Genomic DNA, 16,095 nt, shown 5'->3' on the forward strand with positions numbered 1-16,095 from the left:
GAACCCGCCTTCCAGCGTCCCCTCCCAGGAAGGCAGTCAGACCGCCCGAAGCCAGTCCTCCTCCCCCTCGGCGGCGCGCGGTCCCCTCCATGCCCATCCCCTTCCCGGGATGGGCCGGAGGGTAAGGGGCCCCTCGAAAACTAGGCTTTCTTCCGGAAAACGAGGCTCGACCAGCCGTCGCGCTTGATGCGTTTCTGGAACAGCATGCCATGGCCCTCAAAGGCGGCGCGCACCGGCGCTGCCTGATGGTGCAGCAGACCCGAGAGAATGATCACCGCGCCGGGCGCCGAAAGCCGCTCGATTTCCGGCGCAAGGCCGATCAGCGGCTTCATCAGAATATTGGCGAACACGGTGTCGTAAGGCCCGAGCCGGCGCATGTCCGGATTGTTGGCCCCGCGCACATGGTGGACGAAGAAGCGGCTGACATGGTTTTTCTTGCCATTCTCGCGCGCCACGAACACCGAGTCCCGGTCGATATCGGAGCCAACAGCCAATTCGGCGCCAACCTTCAGCGCGGCAATTGCCAGAACGCCCGACCCCGTGCCCAGGTCCAGCACGCGCCCCGGCTTGCGGTAGCGGCGCGCCTCGGCCAGCGCCAGCAGGCAGCCCAGCGTCGTGCCGTGATGGCCCGTGCCGAAAGCCGGGCCCGCTTCGATCAGCACGGAGATCTTTCCCGGCGAGGTTTTGGCCAGCGCATGGCTGCCCGCCACCACAAAAGGCCCTGCATTCACCGGCGGCAGGCCCTCCAGCGACATGGTCACCCAGTCGCGCTCCACGATTTCCTCGATCCGGGCGATCAGCTCGGGCGCGGCTTCCTGGATGATGGCGACGCACTCTTCGGCCTCTTCCATCGTTTCGCAGAAGGCGTCGATCCGCCATGCGCCGCGTGCATCTTCCTTGGCATCGACCGCGCCTGCGGGCGAGGGGTCCACCCAGGCGAGCGCGTCCCATGCCGTTTCCACTGGCCCCCGCGGGCCTCTTGCCGTGATCTGGTACATGGCCGCGGCCCTTAGCAGGCCACCCGGATATTGGGAAGCGCCCCGCGCCGCGTCAGGGCGCTGTGCCTTCCACGATCATCAGGCGCGAAACCGCGTTCTGGTGCCTCAGCGCGGCAATGGCGGCATATTCCGGCGAGTCGCTGAACCGCCGTGCCGCTTCAACACTGGGAAACTCCAGCACAACGATCCGCCCGCGCGGGATGTCCCCTTCCCGGCCTTCAGCCGCGCCACCGCGCACCACATAACGCCCGCCAAACGCGGCCACCATCGGCGTCACGGCCGCCACATATTCCTTGTAGGGCTCCGGATTGATCACCTCGATCTCGGCGATGATATACTCCTTCGCCGTCGCGGCAGGCTCCGCCTCCGGCGCCGGAGCGCTGACGCAGGCCACCAGCATGAAAACGGTTGCGGCCATCGCTGCCTGAACGATCCCTCTCATTGTCCCCTCCCGGACGATCTGTCGTCCAACCCTCTCACGCCCGCCCCCGCCTAACAATAATTAACACAACTCCCCGGTGCCCCATGCGTTGGTCCGGTACAGCAACCCCGAAAAGGAGGCCTAAAAATGCCGACCCAATCCGGCCATACCACCGCCATTCCCGCCAGCCGCACCATCGGCACCAGCGTTTTCAACTCTTCCGGCGACAAGATCGGCAAGGTTGAGGATGTGATGCTCGACAAGACGGACAATTCGATCCTCTACGCCGTTGTCGGTTTCGGCGGCTTCCTGGGCATGGGCGAAAAGTACCATCCGATCCCGTGGTCAACGCTCGACTACAGCAAGGACAAGGAAGGCTATGTCGTGCCCTTCACCAAAGACCAGCTGGAGAAGGCGCCCGCCGACTCGATCGAGCAGCTGACCCGCAATGACGGCCACGCCGCCCGGGATGCCGCCTACACCTACTACAAGGTCCAGCCTTACTGGCTCTAATCCCCTGCCAGCGGGCCTGGATAAAGGCGGCGGCTCCGGCTGCCGCCTTTTCCTTGTTGGCCGCAAGATCGGGCCTATCAAAATTTTTGCCGTTTTTCGATAAAAACCCTCTGGAAACTGCCTGCCGGGCTCCTATATGATTATCGATAAGACAAGGAGGAGCCGTAGCAACAATGGCCTTCACGACCGAAGACATGATCCTGATCGAGCAGCGCGCTGCCAATGAGAAGAAAAGCGCAGGCGCCGCCTACCTGCTCTGGTTCTTCCTGGGCTGGATTTCCGCGCACCGCTTCTATCTGGGCAAGCCTGTCACGGCCCTCCTCCAGATCGTCAGCTACTTCTTCCTCATCGGCTTTGTCTGGTGGCTTCTGGACCTGTTCCTGATCCCCGCCATCATTGACCAGAAGATGGATGCCGCCCGCTCGGACGCGGCCCACGCCATCCGCCGCGGCCGCTACGCTTACTAACGCCGCTGTCCTCCTCCCGCAGCGCGCGCTCAAGGCCCCGGAGTTCCCCCCACTCCGGGGCCTTTCACATCTGCCACTCTCGCTTGCCGTGACCGTGACGCGCCTGCGCCGCATGTTTCCGCTTGATCTTTTATTTTCACTTTTGTAGAAATATTATCACTTTAGGAAAGGAATAGGCCATGTCTGACCTTTACCGCGGAAAAGGAATTTCCAGCGCGCTTTGCTATGTTGATCCGAATGCGGCGTTTCGCTGGCTGGAAGAGGCGTTCGGGTTTGAGCCGCTGATGGTCATCCTCGACGAGAATGAACGTATCGCCCATTCGGAGATGAGGTTCGGAGAGGGCGTCATCATGGTCGGCAGCGAATGGTCAGACGATCATCGCAGCCCGAAGAACCTCTCCGGCAAGAACACGCAGACCGTTCATGTCCAGCTTGCCGAGGGTGACGACATCGACGCCCATTGCGCCCGCGCCCGAAAGGCCGGCGCGGAAATCCTTCAGGCACCGGACGACCAGTTCTATGGCGATCGCACTTATCGGGCGCGTGATCCCGAAGGCCATATCTGGACCTTCGGCGTCACGGTGAACCGCATGACGCCAGCCGAATGGGACGCAGCCGCTGGCGGCGGCCTCAAAACGCGGGACCGGTTGTGAACCAAGCGGCCCGGCTGGACGCCGTCTTTACTGCCCTGTCCGATCCAGACAGGCGCCGCGCGGTAGAGCTGCTGGGCGAGCGGCCGCGCAGCGCGGGCGAGCTTGCCGGCGCCCTCGGCCTCGCCGCCCCCGCAATGAGCCGCCATCTGCGCCTGCTCAAACAGGCCGGCCTTGCTGAAGAAAGCCATCCGGAATTTGATGCCCGTGTGCGGATCTACTCGCTCAAGGATGGCGCCATGACCGATCTCAAACTCTGGCTCAAGGAAACCGAAGCGCTTTGGAGCAACCAGCTCACTGCTTTCAAAGCCCATGTCGAGACCAAGGCCCGCGCCCGGAAGGCCCCGTGAGTGCGGTCATCGTCTCCCTTCGTGTGGCAACAACGCCGGAAGATGCCTTCGATATTTTCACGGGCGAGATCGGCCTCTGGTGGCAGCCCGGCGCGCTTTTCCAGTTGACCCCGCGCGGGGATGGCACCCTCAGCTTTGAAGGCGAAACCCGCCTAATCACTACGCTACCGAACGGCAAAGTGTTCGAGATCGGACATGTCACCGCCTGGGAGCGCGGCCAACGCCTCGGCTTTTCCTGGCGGCAGGCAACATTTTCGCCAGACCAGCTCACACAGGCCGAAGTCCGCTTCGAAGCCGTTGGCGAACAAACCCGGGTCACCGTGGAGCATCGCGGCTGGGACACGATCCCGCAGGATCATGTCGCCCGGCACGGCTTCCCCCTTGCTGCCACACAAATGCGCCTCGCAGAATATTGGCGCGCCCAGCTCGCTTCGCTCAGCCTGCGCCGTAAATTGCGGTGAAGTGATCCCACAGCGCCGCCCGTGTCGTCTGGAAGGCCTCGATCACCAACGCGTCGTCTGCTGCCACAGCGTCCGGCGCGGCCTCTTCCACAAAGATGTGCGAAGTCGGCACCGCCCAGTCCGGCGCGTCCAGCGTACCTGCACACAGGATCACCAGATCAGGCGCCACCTCCGGCCCATGCCACAGGCGCGTGCCACAATCCCGGCAGCGATAGATGGGAATGGTGTTGCCGCTTCCCCCGGTCCTGCGAAATACATCCAGATGCCCGGAATGGACATGAAAGCCCGCCTTGGAGACATGCAGGTAAACCCCAAACGGCCCGCCCGCCAGCCGCTTGCAATCGCCGCAATGACAGGCATTCACCGCCATCGGCCGGCGCGTCACCGAATACCGCACACGCCCGCAATGACAGCCGCCTTCCAGTGGCAAGTCAGGCAGTTTCGGGCGCTCCAGAGCAATACGTTTCATTGCGCCCCACCCTGCCCGCTCTTCCGTGCCCGGACAAGCCCCCGATTTTGAGCGCAGCACAGCGCCAGACATTGCCATTGACGCAACGCCGCCCCTCACCGACAGTTCTCGGCATGAAACGCCTCATCGCCCTCTCTGCCGCCCTGATGGGCGCCGCATGTGTCAGCGCCCCTGCCGCGCTGACTGAGCCCGCCCCGGAAGCCGCCCCTACCGCCGCGGCCCAGACCGATCCCGACTGGCGCGCCGTGGAGCCGGAAAATCTTGTGCTCATCACGCTGGAAACTGGCATGGTGGCAATCGAGCTTTTCCCGGAAGCGGCGCCCGCCCATGCCGCGCAGATCCGGGAAGCGGTCCGCGAGGGCTTTTATGATGACGAGTTCTTCTACCGCGTGGTGGAAGGCCATGTGGCGCAGGCGGGCCGCGAGTTTTCGATGGCCATCGCCGCCTGGCCGACCTTGCCTTTCGAGGCGGAGCGCGAAGTCCCGGCAGATGGCTTTGACCCGCAAGGCAATGCAGACCTCTTCGCCGCAGAAGCGGGCCACCGCGAAGGCTTCGCCGTGGGCCGTGAGAATGGCAAGGAATGGCTGCTCAATTGCCCTGGCAGCCTTGGCATGGCGCGCGACGCCAACCCGTCAAGCGGCTCGACGGAAATCTATATTCCGCTGCAGCCGAGGCGGTATCTGGACCGCAATTACACCCTCTTCGGCCGGGTGATCGACGGGATGGAATACATCCACCGCCTGCCGCGTGTCGATCCGTCGACGGAGGAAGAAGAAGGCGCCCTGTTCGGCGAGGACGAGGAACTCGCCTACCAGATCCGCCAGTATCGCCGTAGCAAGCTGGCGGGAAACCAGATCCTTTCGGCCCGCATGGCGGCAGACCTGCCCGCAGAGGACCGCCCCAGCTATGAGGTGATGCGCACGCCCTCGCCGGCGTGGGAAGCGTTGAAAGAGTCCAAGCGCGACTATTCGGCCGTTGACGCGTTTGCCTACACCCCGCCCAAGGTGCTGGATGTGTGCGCCCTGCCCGTGCCTGCCCGGCGCGTCGGCGAGTGATGCACAAACGGGCAGCGGGCCGGCCGGCCTGAACCTTACGCATTTATAATCTGGCACGAATCCAACGGGAAACAGAGCACTAGCCGGGGGCCTCGCCTGCCGGGCGAAAAGCCGTCCGTATCCTGCCTTGCCAGCCACCGGCCACCATAGTTTCGTCTGTGCAGAGGGTAACCGGAGCTCAGCCAGTCCGGACAAGGTGCGTTTGCGCCGGAGGCGGGCCGGGGACAGCTTCATGAGGCAGGGCTTGTGAGCATGGCGTTCGAAGGAAAGGCGCAGGGCGAAAGCCGCCCTGCCGAGCAGGAAGGCAAGGCCCAGACGGGACGGCGGTGTTTCGTCATCCTGCCCTGGAGCAATCCGGGCGACGCCGACGAGGGGCCGGAGCTGGACTTCGACAGCGTCTATGAAGAGCTGATCCGCCCGGTGATCGAAGACCTCAACCTCGACATCATCCGCGCCGACCGGGTGAGCCGGTCCGGCCTCATCCACAAGGAGATGATCGAGAACCTGCTGGAAGCTGATGTGGTGATTGCCGACGTGACACTCGGTTCGCCGGACGTGTTCTTCGAACTCGGCATCCGCCAGACCGCGCGCCGCGCTGGCACGGTGATCCTGCGCCATGCGCGCTCCACCTCGCCCTTCTCCATCTCCGGCATGCGGGCACTCGATTACGATTTCGAGCCGCGCGCCGGCGCCTCCCGCGCCCAGATGCTGGAAGACTGCCGCGCCCTGCTGCGCACGCATGTCAAGAACAGCCTCGACAATCCGAGCACGGATAGCCTTGTGCATACGCTGATGCCCGGCATGGAGGTCACCCTCCCCGGCCGGGTCATCCCGGAGCGGCGCTACATTTCCTACCGGGTCGGCCCGCAGGGGCCAAAGCCCTCAAAGCTCGTCGAACTCGTCACCGGCGACATTGCCGACATCGACGACATGGATGTGTGGGTGAACCCGGAAAACACCCGCATGGAGTTTGGCCGCTTCCATGAGCCCTCCGTCTCCGCCGCCATCCGCTATCTCGGCTCCCGGCGCGACCGGCATGGCTTTGTCCGCGACGACACCATCCTGCGCCTCCTCTTCCAGCGCGTTGGCGCTCACCAGCAGCGCACCGGGGTGGAGCCGGCCACCGCCATCCTCACCGGCGCGGGCATGCTGAAGAAGACCAACAAGGTCCGCCGCCTCGTTCACACCGCCGCCTATCAGGGCGAGCCCGGCCGGGGCTACCGGCTGATCGGGGCCTACCGCAAATGCGTCAGCAACGCGCTCGCCGCGGTGGACGAGGAGAACAACCAGTTCGGCATGAGCCCCAAACGGGCCTACAAATCGGTCCTCTTCCCCCTCTTCGGCACGCGCGGCGGCGGCGAAAGCCCGCATGAGCGGGCCCAGGGCCTGATCCAGACGGCCCACCAATACCTGCTCAACTGGCCCGAATCGAAAATCGAGCGGGTCGCCTTCCTCTGCCACACCCAGGCCGACCTTGAACTTGGCCAGGCAGCGCTATACCGCATGGGCCTGCGCTCGGTTACCGCCCCGCGCGGCGCCCGCTGACAGGCTTTGTTGTGAGTTTCGAGGGGTGCGGCAGACTGCACATCTTGCGGCATTAACCTATTTTAAGCACTATATGTGGTGTTCATTATGCCTGCCGAGGCCGGATTCGCTGGCCGCAACTGACCGATAGATGGAGCCCAGACCATGGCAACCGTAAGCAAAGATCGTCCCGGCCTGCTGACCCCCAGCCTCGCTTACAAGCCGTTCCGCTATCCGTGGGCCTATGAGTTCTGGAAGAAGCAGCAGCAGGTTCACTGGATGCCTGAGGAAGTCCCGCTGGGCGAGGACTGCAAGGACTGGGCGGTGAAACTCTCGGACGCCGAGCGCAACCTGCTGACCCAGATCTTCCGCTTCTTCACCCAGTCGGATGTCGAAGTCGGCGCCAACTATATGGAACACTACATGCCGCTGTTTAAGCCGGTGGAAGTGTCCATGATGCTGTCGTCCTTCTCCAATATGGAGACGATCCACATCGCGGCTTACGCCCTGCTGCTCGAAACCATCGGCATGCCGGACTCTGAATTCTCCGCCTTCATGGAATACAAGGAGATGGCCGCCAAGCACGACTATCTCGGCCAGTTCGGCACCGGCTCGAACGAGGACATCGCCGTTTCGATGGCCGTGTTCGGCGCCTTCACCGAAGGCCTGCAGCTGTTTGCCTCCTTCGCCATGCTGATGAACTTCCCGCGCTTCAACAAGATGAAGGGCATGGGCCAGATCGTTTCCTGGTCGGTGCGTGACGAGTCGCTGCACTGCGAAGGCATGATCAAGCTGTTCCACACCTTCTGCGCCGAAACCAACTGCATGACGGACGAGCTGCGCGAGCGCATCCGCGAGTGCTGCCGCACGGTGGTGAGCCTGGAAGACAAGTTCATCGAACTGGCCTTCGAAATGGGCCCGGTCGAGGGCATGACCGCCGACGACATCAAGCAATACATCCGCTACATCGCCGACTGGCGCCTCGGCCAGCTGAAGCTGGAGCCGATCTTCGGCATCACCAAGCACCCGATCCCCTGGCTGACCGAGATCCTCAACGGGGTCGAGCATGCCAACTTCTTCGAACAGCGCGCGACGGAATATTCCAAAGGCGCCACGAAGGGCGACTGGCATGGCGACCAGGGCGTCTGGGGCCGCTTCGACGCCCGCCAGACGAAAGAAGCCGACGGCGTTCCGGCGGAGTGATTGTCGCTCCGCGGCGATATTCTCGGCTGGGTCATCGGCCAGCTTAACGGCATCAAGGCAACTGATCCGGCCGCGCGCGGCGCCCTGTTCGAGGCGCTCCGCGCGCAGGTTGCGCGGGATGGCGCGTTCGGCGTGGGCCCGGCGGAGGCCCTGCCTCACCTTGAAAGCGCGATTGCCCGGCAGGAAATCTACTGGCTGTCCCAGGAGCCGCCCGCGCCAAGCCCGCCTGCGCCAGCGGCCAAACACCCTGCACCGACACTGCCGTCCTCCCCGCCCGCATGGCGCTGGCCGGCCGGCCTCAAGCCGCCCCGCCTGCCGCCCGAAGAAGTGGCCGGCGAGGCGGCCGGTCCGTACTCAGACCACATTTACGAAGATCTGTTGCTGGAAGTTCCAGGCGGATCGGCCCGACTGTCGGTCGGCTGGGCCTTCGACCCAGCCTGCAGCCTGACCGCCACAGCCGAAGAGATCGGCTTCACCTGCCAAGCCCGTACGGTGACGCTTTCGGGGGCGCTCGATTATCTGGAGGCCTGCCTGCGCAACGGCGGGCTTTGCCTCCCGGCCGAAGCCCGCACGCGTATCCGCTGATCCTGCCGGGGGGAGCGCTGATCTGGCATTTGCGCCCCCGCGCCTCCCCGGCTAATGTCCGGCCGGTCCATGAGCGCAGACGATTCCTCCACAGGCGATGACGCCACCGGCGCCCTTTTCGGGGGTGAGGACGCGCCTGCGCGCGGCAAGGCGTATGAGGTGCTGGCGCGCAAGTATCGCCCGCGCCGCTTCGAGGACCTGATCGGCCAGGAAGCGATGGTGCGCACCCTCTCGAACGCGTTCGAGACGGGCCGGATTGCCCATGGTTTCATGCTGACCGGCGTGCGCGGGGTGGGCAAGACGACCACCGCCCGCCTGCTGGCCCGCGCCCTGAATTACGAGCCTGCCGCTGACGCCAAAGGCAAGAAGGGCAAGTCGGGTGGCCCCTCAATCCACCTCGATCCGCCGGGCGAGCATTGCGAAGCCATCATGGCGAGCCGGCACCCGGATGTGCTGGAGCTGGACGCGGCCTCCCGCACGGGCGTGGCCGACATGCGCGACCTGCTGGACTCGGCCCGCTATGGCCCCGTCTCGGCGCGCTACAAAGTCTACATCATCGACGAAGTTCACATGCTGTCGAATGCGAGCTTCAACGCCCTGCTGAAGACGCTGGAAGAACCCCCGCCCCACCTCAAATTCATTTTCGCGACGACCGAGATCCGCAAGGTTCCCGTGACGGTTCTGTCGCGCTGCCAGCGGTTTGACCTGAAGCGCCTCGATACCGGCGAGCTGGCAAACCACCTTGGCAATGTGGCCGACAAGGAAGGGGCGAATGTCTCTGAAGAAGCCCTCGCGCTGATTGCGCGGGCGGCCGAAGGCTCTGTGCGGGACGCGCTCTCGCTGCTGGACCAGGCGATTGTTCAGACGACGGACGGCGAAGCCGTTTCGGGCGGCGCCGTGCGCCAGATGCTGGGCCTGGGCGACCGCGCCCGCCTGCTGGATGCCTTCGAAAAGGCCGTGACCGGCGACGCAAAAGGCGCCCTGGCTGAAGCGCGCGACCAGGTGGCGGGCGGAGCAGACCCGGCCGTCATCCTCAAGGACATCCTTGATATTGCAGCCGATATTTCTGTTGCGCAGGCAACGGGTGACGATTGGAGCCCGGCAGGCCCGGCCGACTGGGCCGACCGGACGCGGGCACTGGCCCAGCGCCTGACGCCGGCCCAGGCGGCGCGCAACTGGCAGCTGCTGCTGTCTGGCTATAACGACCTGATGATTGCGCCAGACCCGGCCACCGCCCTCAATATGGTGGTGATCCGGCTGGCAGCGGCCTCTACCCTTCCGTCTCCGGAGGAAGCGGCGCGGATGATTGCCGAGGGGTCCCGACCGCCGGGAAAGGACGCCAGCCCCCTTAAGGCTTCGCCGCAGGCGCCCGGCGGGGTGGAAAGCTTTGCCGACATGCTGGCCGCGATGGACGAGATGCGCGAAGTGGCCCTGCAGGTGGACGCCGAACGCTTCGTACGCACCGCGCATTTTTCGCCCGGAAAGCTCGCCTGCGCGCTGGCGCCCGGCGCGCCGCAAGGCCTGCTGGGGCGGCTGAAATCCTTCCTGGAAGACATCACCGAACTCGACTGGATCGTCGAGGAGACCGAGACTGACGCCGAATCCGTGCGCGAGCGCGAGCGGCGGGAAAAGGCCGAGCGGATTGAGGACGCCAAGCTGCACCCGACGATTGCGGCAACGCTGGCGGCGATCCCCGGCGCGGTGATCCTCGATGTGATCCTCGACGCTGTTCCGCTTGAAAATCAGGACGGCCAGGACAATCTGCCCAGCAATGTGATCCCCCTCAAGACGCGCCGCCCGGCCTGACACGGAAGTGACGGAGAAGACGCCATGAAAGACCTCGCCCAGATCATGCAGCAGGCCCAGGCCATGCAGGCCAAGATGGCCGAAGTGCAGCAGAAGATCGAAAACACCGAAGCCGATGGCGTGGCCGGGGCCGGCCTTGTGCGCGTGAAGCTGCGCGGCAAGGGCGAGCTGGTTTCCGTGAGCATCGACAAGAGCCTGATGGGCGACGATCCGGAAATCATCGAAGACCTGCTGAAAGCGGCGCATTCGGACGCCCGCAAGCGGCTGGACCAGGCGATGGAAGACGCGATGAAATCGGCAACCGCCGGCTTTGGCGGGATGCTGCCGGGCTTCAAGCTGCCGTTCTGATCGGCGCCGCACCACCCCACGTCACGCTCGATGGCCGCAAGGCCATCTGAGCGCCCAGCTCTTTTTCTCACCGCTGGACGCCGGGGAACTGGCGGGAGATAGGCCCTCAGATGGCCTTCCGGCCATCGAGGGTGACGTTAGTGGAGAGAGTATCCCGGATGGCCGCTTGACTGCTTCCAGGATGACATACCCCCCAGACTCAGGCAGAAGGCCTTCCCATGTCACAGCGTTCTGCCGGTCCTGAGCTTCTTCGATTGATCGACCTGATTGCCAAGCTGCCGGGGCTGGGGCCACGGTCGGCGCGGCGTGTGGCGTTGCACCTGCTGAAGCGGAACGACACGCTGCTGAAGCCGCTGGCCGAAGCGATGACGGAAGCCGGCGCCAAGATCCAGAAATGCCAGACCTGCGGAAACTACGACACCGTGCAGCCCTGCGCCGTGTGCCAGATGCCGGGGCGCGATGACGGGCTGATCTGCGTGGTGGAAGACGTGCCCGACCTGTGGGCGCTGGAACGGGGCGGCGCGTTTCGCGGGCGCTACCATGTGCTGGGGGGCGTGCTCTCGGCCATCGACGGCATCGGCCCGGAAGACCTTGGCATTGCGAGCCTTGTGGCGCGGATCGAGGCGGGCGGCATCCGCGAGGTGATCCTGGCGCTGAACGCCACGGTGGATGGTCAGACCACGGCGCATTATGTGGCCGACCTGCTGGCCGGGAAAGGCGTGGATGTGACGCGGCTCGCGCACGGAGTTCCCGTGGGCGGCGAGCTGGATCATCTGGATGATGGGACGCTGGCCGCGGCCCTGCGGGCACGGCGCGGCGTCTAGAGAAAACGGTGTTTGATCTAGCCCGTATCGGGCCAGAGCTGGGCGATCCCCTCGCCCACAATCAGCTGCAGTTTAAGCAGGATACGGTAATCCTGAGGATCGACGCCCGGTAGCGGCGTCGCCGGAACAGCAGCGCGCGCAAGGATTTTCCGCGGGCCTGAGGAGAGCAGGCGCTGCATGCGCAGGATATAGGCCTCCGGCCCGTCAAACACAGCTTCCAGTGCCTGAAGCCGGCGGACGAGGCGGGCGGCGGGGAGAAGCCCGCCGGCCCTGGCACCAGCACCGGCCCATTCGGCCTGAGCCGGATGGCGCGGCGCCGTATAAAGAGGAAATGCACCGGGCAGGCGCCGGGCGGGCTTTGCCCGCTCTGTCAGCCCGAAGCGCGGCGCGCGGGGCGGACCTGCAGGCTTTGCAGCAGGGCCGGGCTTTGCAGAGCTGGGCTTTGCAGAGCTGGGCTTTGCAGGCGGCGCAGGCAGGATGCCGCGGACAGCGGCAATCAGGAACAGCGCCCGGCGGACCAGCAATTCGATAAAGCCAAGCTCTGCGGCGATCGCCCGGTAGTCTGCCTTCGGAAGAAAGGCCGTGTGGCCGAAGCGGCCAAGGCCGAGCCGCGTGGCCAGCCCCAAAGCCAGATATTCCGCCGCCACCTGGGCAAAGCGGATGAGGCTGTTGGAGCTGTCGGCAAAGATGGCACGCATGAGGGGGAGAGTGCGGGACGCGCCCTTCCCCCGGATAAAATGTGAGCCGACCCGCCAAAATCCTGCGCTTTCAGGCAGATGGCGCGGGCGGCGTGTTGGAGAGGGCGGCGCTTTTCCAACAGGATTTGCCCGGCGCAGGGCGCGGCGCGGCCGGGCAGCGCCTTTCAGGGGCAGGACGTGCCTTTTCGGGGACAGGCCGTGTCATTTTGAGGACAAACGGGGACAGTTTGAGCCTCTTTGAATACATTTCCGGTCATTCCCGACACGGGCGCACCCAACGGGGGAGACTCAGGGGCAAATCGACCCCGGAATCGTCAGCATACCGCCGGTATGTTTCAACACCTGTTCAAAGATTGAGCAGGTTTGCCTGCCGCCTGCACATCTGATGAATGAATGACAGGTATTCCGTTCAGCATGGCGGCCATGTCATTGCCATGTCATGGAGGGCGGGTAATTGTTGCATTGCAGCATGAGCTGGGCCGCTCCGGTCAGGCCACGGTCTGCCAGCCCCGTCCACCGGGGCCGGCGGGAAACCGTACCGGAGCAGGATAAGACCCCAGACTGACTGCGGGAGGAGTTTCAGCCGGCGTATCCGGCGCTAACTCTGAAGGACTTATCCTATGCTGAAAGTTACCTCGACGATCCTGGCCGCTGCCATGGTTCTCACCCCTGTTGCGGTCGCCGGTCCGGTCAAGGAAGTGACCCTGAAAATGGACTATGACCCGGCCCTGCTCTCCACCGATACCGGCGTTGAAACGCTGGTTTCCGACCTGGAGACCAAAGCCCGCAAGATCTGCTCGCAGCGCATGCCCGCCGTCGGCTCGATCTATGTCGACACCGAATGCTCCGCCAATCTCGTGAAAGCGGCTGTGCAACAGATCCACGCCGACCAGAGCGAAGCTGGCCTGGACATCGCGCCGGGCTTCCAGACGCTCGCTGCTGTCGACTTCCCGCTCGCCAACTAAGGCGCGCCTCAGAATTTTGCGGAACAGCGCCAGACCAATGTTTCCTCCCGGTCCGCGGCGCTGGAGGGGCCATCCGAGGCCTAGGATGGCCCCTCGCTCCGCCTTTGCTTGCGAAGGTTGATAAGCGGGGCTCGCTTTTCGCTTGACGCTCCATGAAGTTTCCCTAGCGTAAAGATGGGCAGCGCGACGCTGTCCTCATCCGGACGGGCCGCAAGAGCCGCGCCGGAGCGCAAGCTGGAGGAAACAAGCTCATGTATCTGATGAATACCGGGCCTTCGCGCCTCAGCATCGCCGCCGTGCTGGCTGCGCCGCTGGTCTATGCCCTTTTCCTGGCCGCCAATGCGCTGATCACGGTTGAAGACGTGAGGCTGGTGGAGACGGAAAACCGCATCCTGGAAACCATCACGCCGTCCGATCCACCGTCGATGGAGGCGACCGTGCGTCCCAAGCCCGATTGGCTGAAGACAACCACGCCGCCCGCCGCCGAACGGCAGGCGCCGCCGCTCGTGCCCACACAAGGTTTTGGCGGCGTGTGGACCGGGGAAGTACCTGCGGAGGCAGGGCCCGTGCGCATCAAGTTCGATGTGGGGACGGTCAGCGCCGGGCCGCTGGACGGGCGCGTCCTGACGCCTGTGCGCCCGCCGGCACCGTCTATGCCTTCGGGGGCGGTCACGCGCGGGATTTCCGGGGAATGTGACGTGTATTTCGATGTCGACATCGCCGGGCGGCCGCAAAACGTGGTGGCGAAGTGTACGGACAATGTCTTCAAGAGCGAGGCAGAACGCGCCGTGCGGCAGGCGGAGTTCCTCCCCGCCATCCGCAATGGCCGGCCCGTCGAGCAGCAGAACGCGGTCTACCCGATCGTGTTCACTGTGAACTGACGGGCGCCGGGGCGGGCCTGCCTGCCCCGGCCTTCGCGGGCCTTGCGGCCTGCTGCGACCCGGAGGCGCCGATGGGCCACCCGGTGTTGACCCCGCAGGCGGCGCCGACAATATGGCGCCGGGCTGAAATTCGGGGCAGATTTTCATGAGTTTTATCCGGCACCTTGGGGCGTTCCTGTGCCTGCTGATACTGGCAGGAGGCGCGGCGCGGGCGCAGACTGAGGGCGCGGGCGAGCCCGTCTCTGCAAGTATGAGCCGGGCAGATCTGGCCGCGCAATGCGATGCGCGCGAGGCAAGCGCCTGTGTGGAACTGGGCGAGGCGATGCTGCTGGCGACCGAGGGCGCGCCGCAGGACCTGGCCGGGGCATTCAGCCTGTTCGACAAGGCCTGCTATACGCTGGAAGACGCTGCGGGCTGTTACAGCCTGGGCATCGTGTGGGCCGAGGGCATCGGCACCGACGCCAATGACATCCAGAGCTTTGCCGCCTTCCGAAAGGCCTGCACGCTGGGCCATGCGGGCGCCTGCGCGCGCGAGGCAGAGGCGCTCTATACCGGGCGCGGCATTGCGCCGAGCGAAGGCGGGGCGTTTGAGGTCTATGCCAAGGCCTGCGCGCTGGGACTGGGCGCGGCCTGCCGCGAGCTGGGCCGGCTGCATACCCAAGGCGAGGGCGCACCGAAGGATGAAGGCGCCGCGCAGGCGCGCTACCTGCAGGCCTGCGAACTGGAGGATGGCGAGGGGTGTTACCTCGCCGGGACGGCGGCCTACCAGGCCGGCGGGGGCGCGCCGGATGCTCCGCAGGCTGTGGACCTTTTTGGCAAGGGGTGTGACCTCGGCGTGGGCGCCTCCTGCCTGAGGCTGGGACAGGAGCTGGCCTTTCCCGACACAGGCGCGCCGGACGAGGCAGGCGCAGAGGCGGCTTATGCGGCGGCCTGCGCGCTGGGCGTGACGGCGGCGTGCGGACCAGAGGACGCGGCGCCTGTGGCGGAGACGGCTGAGGACGGCCCTGCGGAGATGGCTTCTCCGGAAGCGCCGCTGATTGTAGGCGTTGTTCCTCCGGCGGCGGAAGAAATCCCGCCCGTGATCGCCCAGACATTTTCGAGTGAAGCCCTGCCCGACCTCGATTTCGGTATCGAGGTTGCTGCCCCTGCGCCCCTACCCGAAACGGCAGACGGGGCGTCGCAAGGCACTGAAGCCGAGGGCGAGGCGGTTGCCGAGGCGGCAGAGCCTGCCGAGACGGCGGAAGACAAACTGCTGGCCGAGGAACGCCGCGCGATGGGCGAGGCCTGCGGGGCGGGCGATCTTTCCGCCTGCGAACTATATGCTGCCTGGCTGCGCGATGGAACGGGCGGCGCGGAGGACAGCGTGCGGGCGCGGCGGATCTTCTCGGTCATCTGCACCGAAGGCTCGGTGAAGGGCTGCTATGAGCTGGCCTGGATGATGTATGATGCCGGAACGAGCGAGCTGGAGATGTCGCGCGCGCGGTTCCTGTTTTCGGAAACCTGCCTGGCGGGCGAGAGCGAGGCCTGCCTGCAGGCCGCCGACATGCGCCGGTATGGCGAAGGCGGACGCACCGATGCGGCAAGCGCCGCGCGCTTCCTGTCATTTGCCTGCGAGGATGGCATCGAGACAGCCTGCACGGGCGCAGCCGAGATTGCGGCAGAGCTGGCGGCGGCAGCGGAAGTTTCAGATATTGCGGACACGGACGAACCTGCCTCCGAGGAGACAGGCGCGCCGGAAGATGAACCGGCAGGCGAGCCCGCGGACGGGACCGAGGCCGGATAGGCCAGCGGATTACTCGCTGGTGGGCGTCTGGTCTTTCTGGCGCGTCTTGCCGACGCCCACGACCATGCCGAACCCGATCAGCGTGATGGCGCCG

At 65.2% G+C, this 16,095-nt stretch carries 19 protein-coding genes; 15 read left to right on the top strand and 4 right to left on the bottom strand.

The genetic code is table 11. The features are described from left to right. Nucleotides 1-140: 140 nt before the first annotated feature. Together K1X12_RS01935 and K1X12_RS01940 are read right to left on the bottom strand one after the other, a co-directional pair. Nucleotides 141-962 (bottom strand): 50S ribosomal protein L11 methyltransferase, encoded by an 822-nt coding sequence (locus K1X12_RS01935; protein WP_369426047.1) that lies wholly within the window; start codon nucleotides 960-962, stop codon nucleotides 141-143. 88 nt (nucleotides 963-1,050) lie between these two features. Beyond that, nucleotides 1,051-1,440, bottom strand: a complete 390-nt coding sequence (locus K1X12_RS01940; RefSeq protein WP_220985959.1) for a DUF1330 domain-containing protein — start codon at nucleotides 1,438-1,440, stop codon at nucleotides 1,051-1,053. 126 nt (nucleotides 1,441-1,566) lie between these two features. Here K1X12_RS01940 and K1X12_RS01945 point away from each other — a divergent pair, with 126 nt between their 5' ends. The 5 genes from K1X12_RS01945 to K1X12_RS01965 all read left to right on the top strand — a co-directional run bounded on the left by K1X12_RS01945 (nucleotide 1,567) and on the right by K1X12_RS01965 (nucleotide 3,860). Then, nucleotides 1,567-1,932, top strand: a complete 366-nt coding sequence (locus tag K1X12_RS01945) for a PRC-barrel domain-containing protein (RefSeq protein ID WP_220985960.1) — start codon at nucleotides 1,567-1,569, stop codon at nucleotides 1,930-1,932. Nucleotides 1,933-2,105: 173 nt separating this feature from the next. Beyond that, the gene (locus K1X12_RS01950; protein ID WP_225907832.1) at nucleotides 2,106-2,399 is read left to right on the top strand and encodes a TM2 domain-containing protein; all 294 of its coding nucleotides are present in this window, start codon (nucleotides 2,106-2,108) and stop codon (nucleotides 2,397-2,399) included. Between the two features lie 179 nt (nucleotides 2,400-2,578). Further along, the gene (locus K1X12_RS01955) at nucleotides 2,579-3,052 is read left to right on the top strand and encodes a VOC family protein (RefSeq protein WP_220985961.1); all 474 of its coding nucleotides are present in this window, start codon (nucleotides 2,579-2,581) and stop codon (nucleotides 3,050-3,052) included. After that, nucleotides 3,049-3,399 carry an ArsR/SmtB family transcription factor gene (locus tag K1X12_RS01960; protein WP_220985962.1) on the top strand — a complete coding sequence of 117 codons (351 nt, stop codon included), beginning with the start codon at nucleotides 3,049-3,051 and terminating at the stop codon, nucleotides 3,397-3,399. Before K1X12_RS01955 ends, K1X12_RS01960 begins: the two co-directional genes overlap by 4 nt. Continuing rightward, nucleotides 3,396-3,860, top strand: a complete 465-nt coding sequence (locus K1X12_RS01965) for an SRPBCC domain-containing protein (RefSeq protein WP_220985963.1) — start codon at nucleotides 3,396-3,398, stop codon at nucleotides 3,858-3,860. The genes K1X12_RS01960 and K1X12_RS01965 overlap by 4 nt, the downstream gene beginning before the upstream one ends. On the opposite strand, the gene K1X12_RS01970 is transcribed toward K1X12_RS01965, so the two are convergent. Next, on the bottom strand, nucleotides 3,835-4,329 hold the full coding sequence (locus K1X12_RS01970; RefSeq protein WP_220985964.1) for a GFA family protein: 495 nt from the start codon (nucleotides 4,327-4,329) through the stop codon (nucleotides 3,835-3,837). The two genes, K1X12_RS01965 and K1X12_RS01970, sit on opposite strands and share 26 nt — an antisense overlap. Before the next feature lie 113 nt (nucleotides 4,330-4,442). Between K1X12_RS01970 and K1X12_RS01975 the strand changes: the two genes are divergently transcribed. The 7 genes from K1X12_RS01975 to recR all read left to right on the top strand — a co-directional run bounded on the left by K1X12_RS01975 (nucleotide 4,443) and on the right by recR (nucleotide 11,674). Further along, nucleotides 4,443-5,384: a peptidylprolyl isomerase gene (locus K1X12_RS01975; protein WP_220985965.1), complete on the top strand. Its 942-nt coding sequence runs from the start codon at nucleotides 4,443-4,445 to the stop codon at nucleotides 5,382-5,384. Between the two features lie 252 nt (nucleotides 5,385-5,636). Continuing rightward, nucleotides 5,637-6,929 (top strand): macro domain-containing protein, encoded by a 1,293-nt coding sequence (locus K1X12_RS01980; RefSeq protein ID WP_220985966.1) that lies wholly within the window; start codon nucleotides 5,637-5,639, stop codon nucleotides 6,927-6,929. Nucleotides 6,930-7,073: 144 nt separating this feature from the next. Beyond that, nucleotides 7,074-8,111 (top strand): ribonucleotide-diphosphate reductase subunit beta, encoded by a 1,038-nt coding sequence (locus K1X12_RS01985; protein ID WP_220985967.1) that lies wholly within the window; start codon nucleotides 7,074-7,076, stop codon nucleotides 8,109-8,111. Beyond that, entirely contained in the window at nucleotides 8,112-8,696 is a 585-nt protein-coding gene (locus tag K1X12_RS01990; protein WP_220985968.1) for a hypothetical protein, read from the top strand. A 69-nt stretch (nucleotides 8,697-8,765) separates the two neighbouring features. Beyond that, nucleotides 8,766-10,502: a DNA polymerase III subunit gamma/tau gene (locus K1X12_RS01995; protein WP_220985969.1), complete on the top strand. Its 1,737-nt coding sequence runs from the start codon at nucleotides 8,766-8,768 to the stop codon at nucleotides 10,500-10,502. Between the two features lie 24 nt (nucleotides 10,503-10,526). Continuing rightward, nucleotides 10,527-10,850: a YbaB/EbfC family nucleoid-associated protein gene (locus K1X12_RS02000; protein ID WP_220985970.1), complete on the top strand. Its 324-nt coding sequence runs from the start codon at nucleotides 10,527-10,529 to the stop codon at nucleotides 10,848-10,850. Nucleotides 10,851-11,068: 218 nt separating this feature from the next. Then, nucleotides 11,069-11,674 carry a recombination mediator RecR gene (gene recR, locus K1X12_RS02005; RefSeq protein ID WP_220985971.1) on the top strand — a complete coding sequence of 202 codons (606 nt, stop codon included), beginning with the start codon at nucleotides 11,069-11,071 and terminating at the stop codon, nucleotides 11,672-11,674. A gap of 17 nt (nucleotides 11,675-11,691) precedes the next feature. Here recR and K1X12_RS02010 read toward each other — a convergent pair whose 3' ends face one another. Then, the gene (locus tag K1X12_RS02010; RefSeq protein ID WP_220985972.1) at nucleotides 11,692-12,372 is read right to left on the bottom strand and encodes a hypothetical protein; all 681 of its coding nucleotides are present in this window, start codon (nucleotides 12,370-12,372) and stop codon (nucleotides 11,692-11,694) included. A gap of 620 nt (nucleotides 12,373-12,992) precedes the next feature. Here K1X12_RS02010 and K1X12_RS02015 point away from each other — a divergent pair. The 3 genes from K1X12_RS02015 to K1X12_RS02025 all read left to right on the top strand — a co-directional run bounded on the left by K1X12_RS02015 (nucleotide 12,993) and on the right by K1X12_RS02025 (nucleotide 16,001). Further along, entirely contained in the window at nucleotides 12,993-13,337 is a 345-nt protein-coding gene (locus K1X12_RS02015; RefSeq protein ID WP_220985973.1) for a UrcA family protein, read from the top strand. Nucleotides 13,338-13,588: 251 nt separating this feature from the next. Then, nucleotides 13,589-14,218, top strand: a complete 630-nt coding sequence (locus tag K1X12_RS02020; protein WP_220985974.1) for an energy transducer TonB — start codon at nucleotides 13,589-13,591, stop codon at nucleotides 14,216-14,218. A 145-nt stretch (nucleotides 14,219-14,363) separates the two neighbouring features. After that, complete coding sequence (locus K1X12_RS02025; protein ID WP_220985975.1) at nucleotides 14,364-16,001, top strand: tetratricopeptide repeat protein; 1,638 nt, start codon at nucleotides 14,364-14,366, stop codon at nucleotides 15,999-16,001. Nucleotides 16,002-16,095 lie beyond the last annotated feature (94 nt).

It is taken from the genome of Hyphomonas sediminis (assembly GCF_019679475.1).
In the GTDB taxonomy this organism is placed as follows: Bacteria; Pseudomonadota; Alphaproteobacteria; order Caulobacterales; family Hyphomonadaceae; genus Hyphomonas; species Hyphomonas sediminis.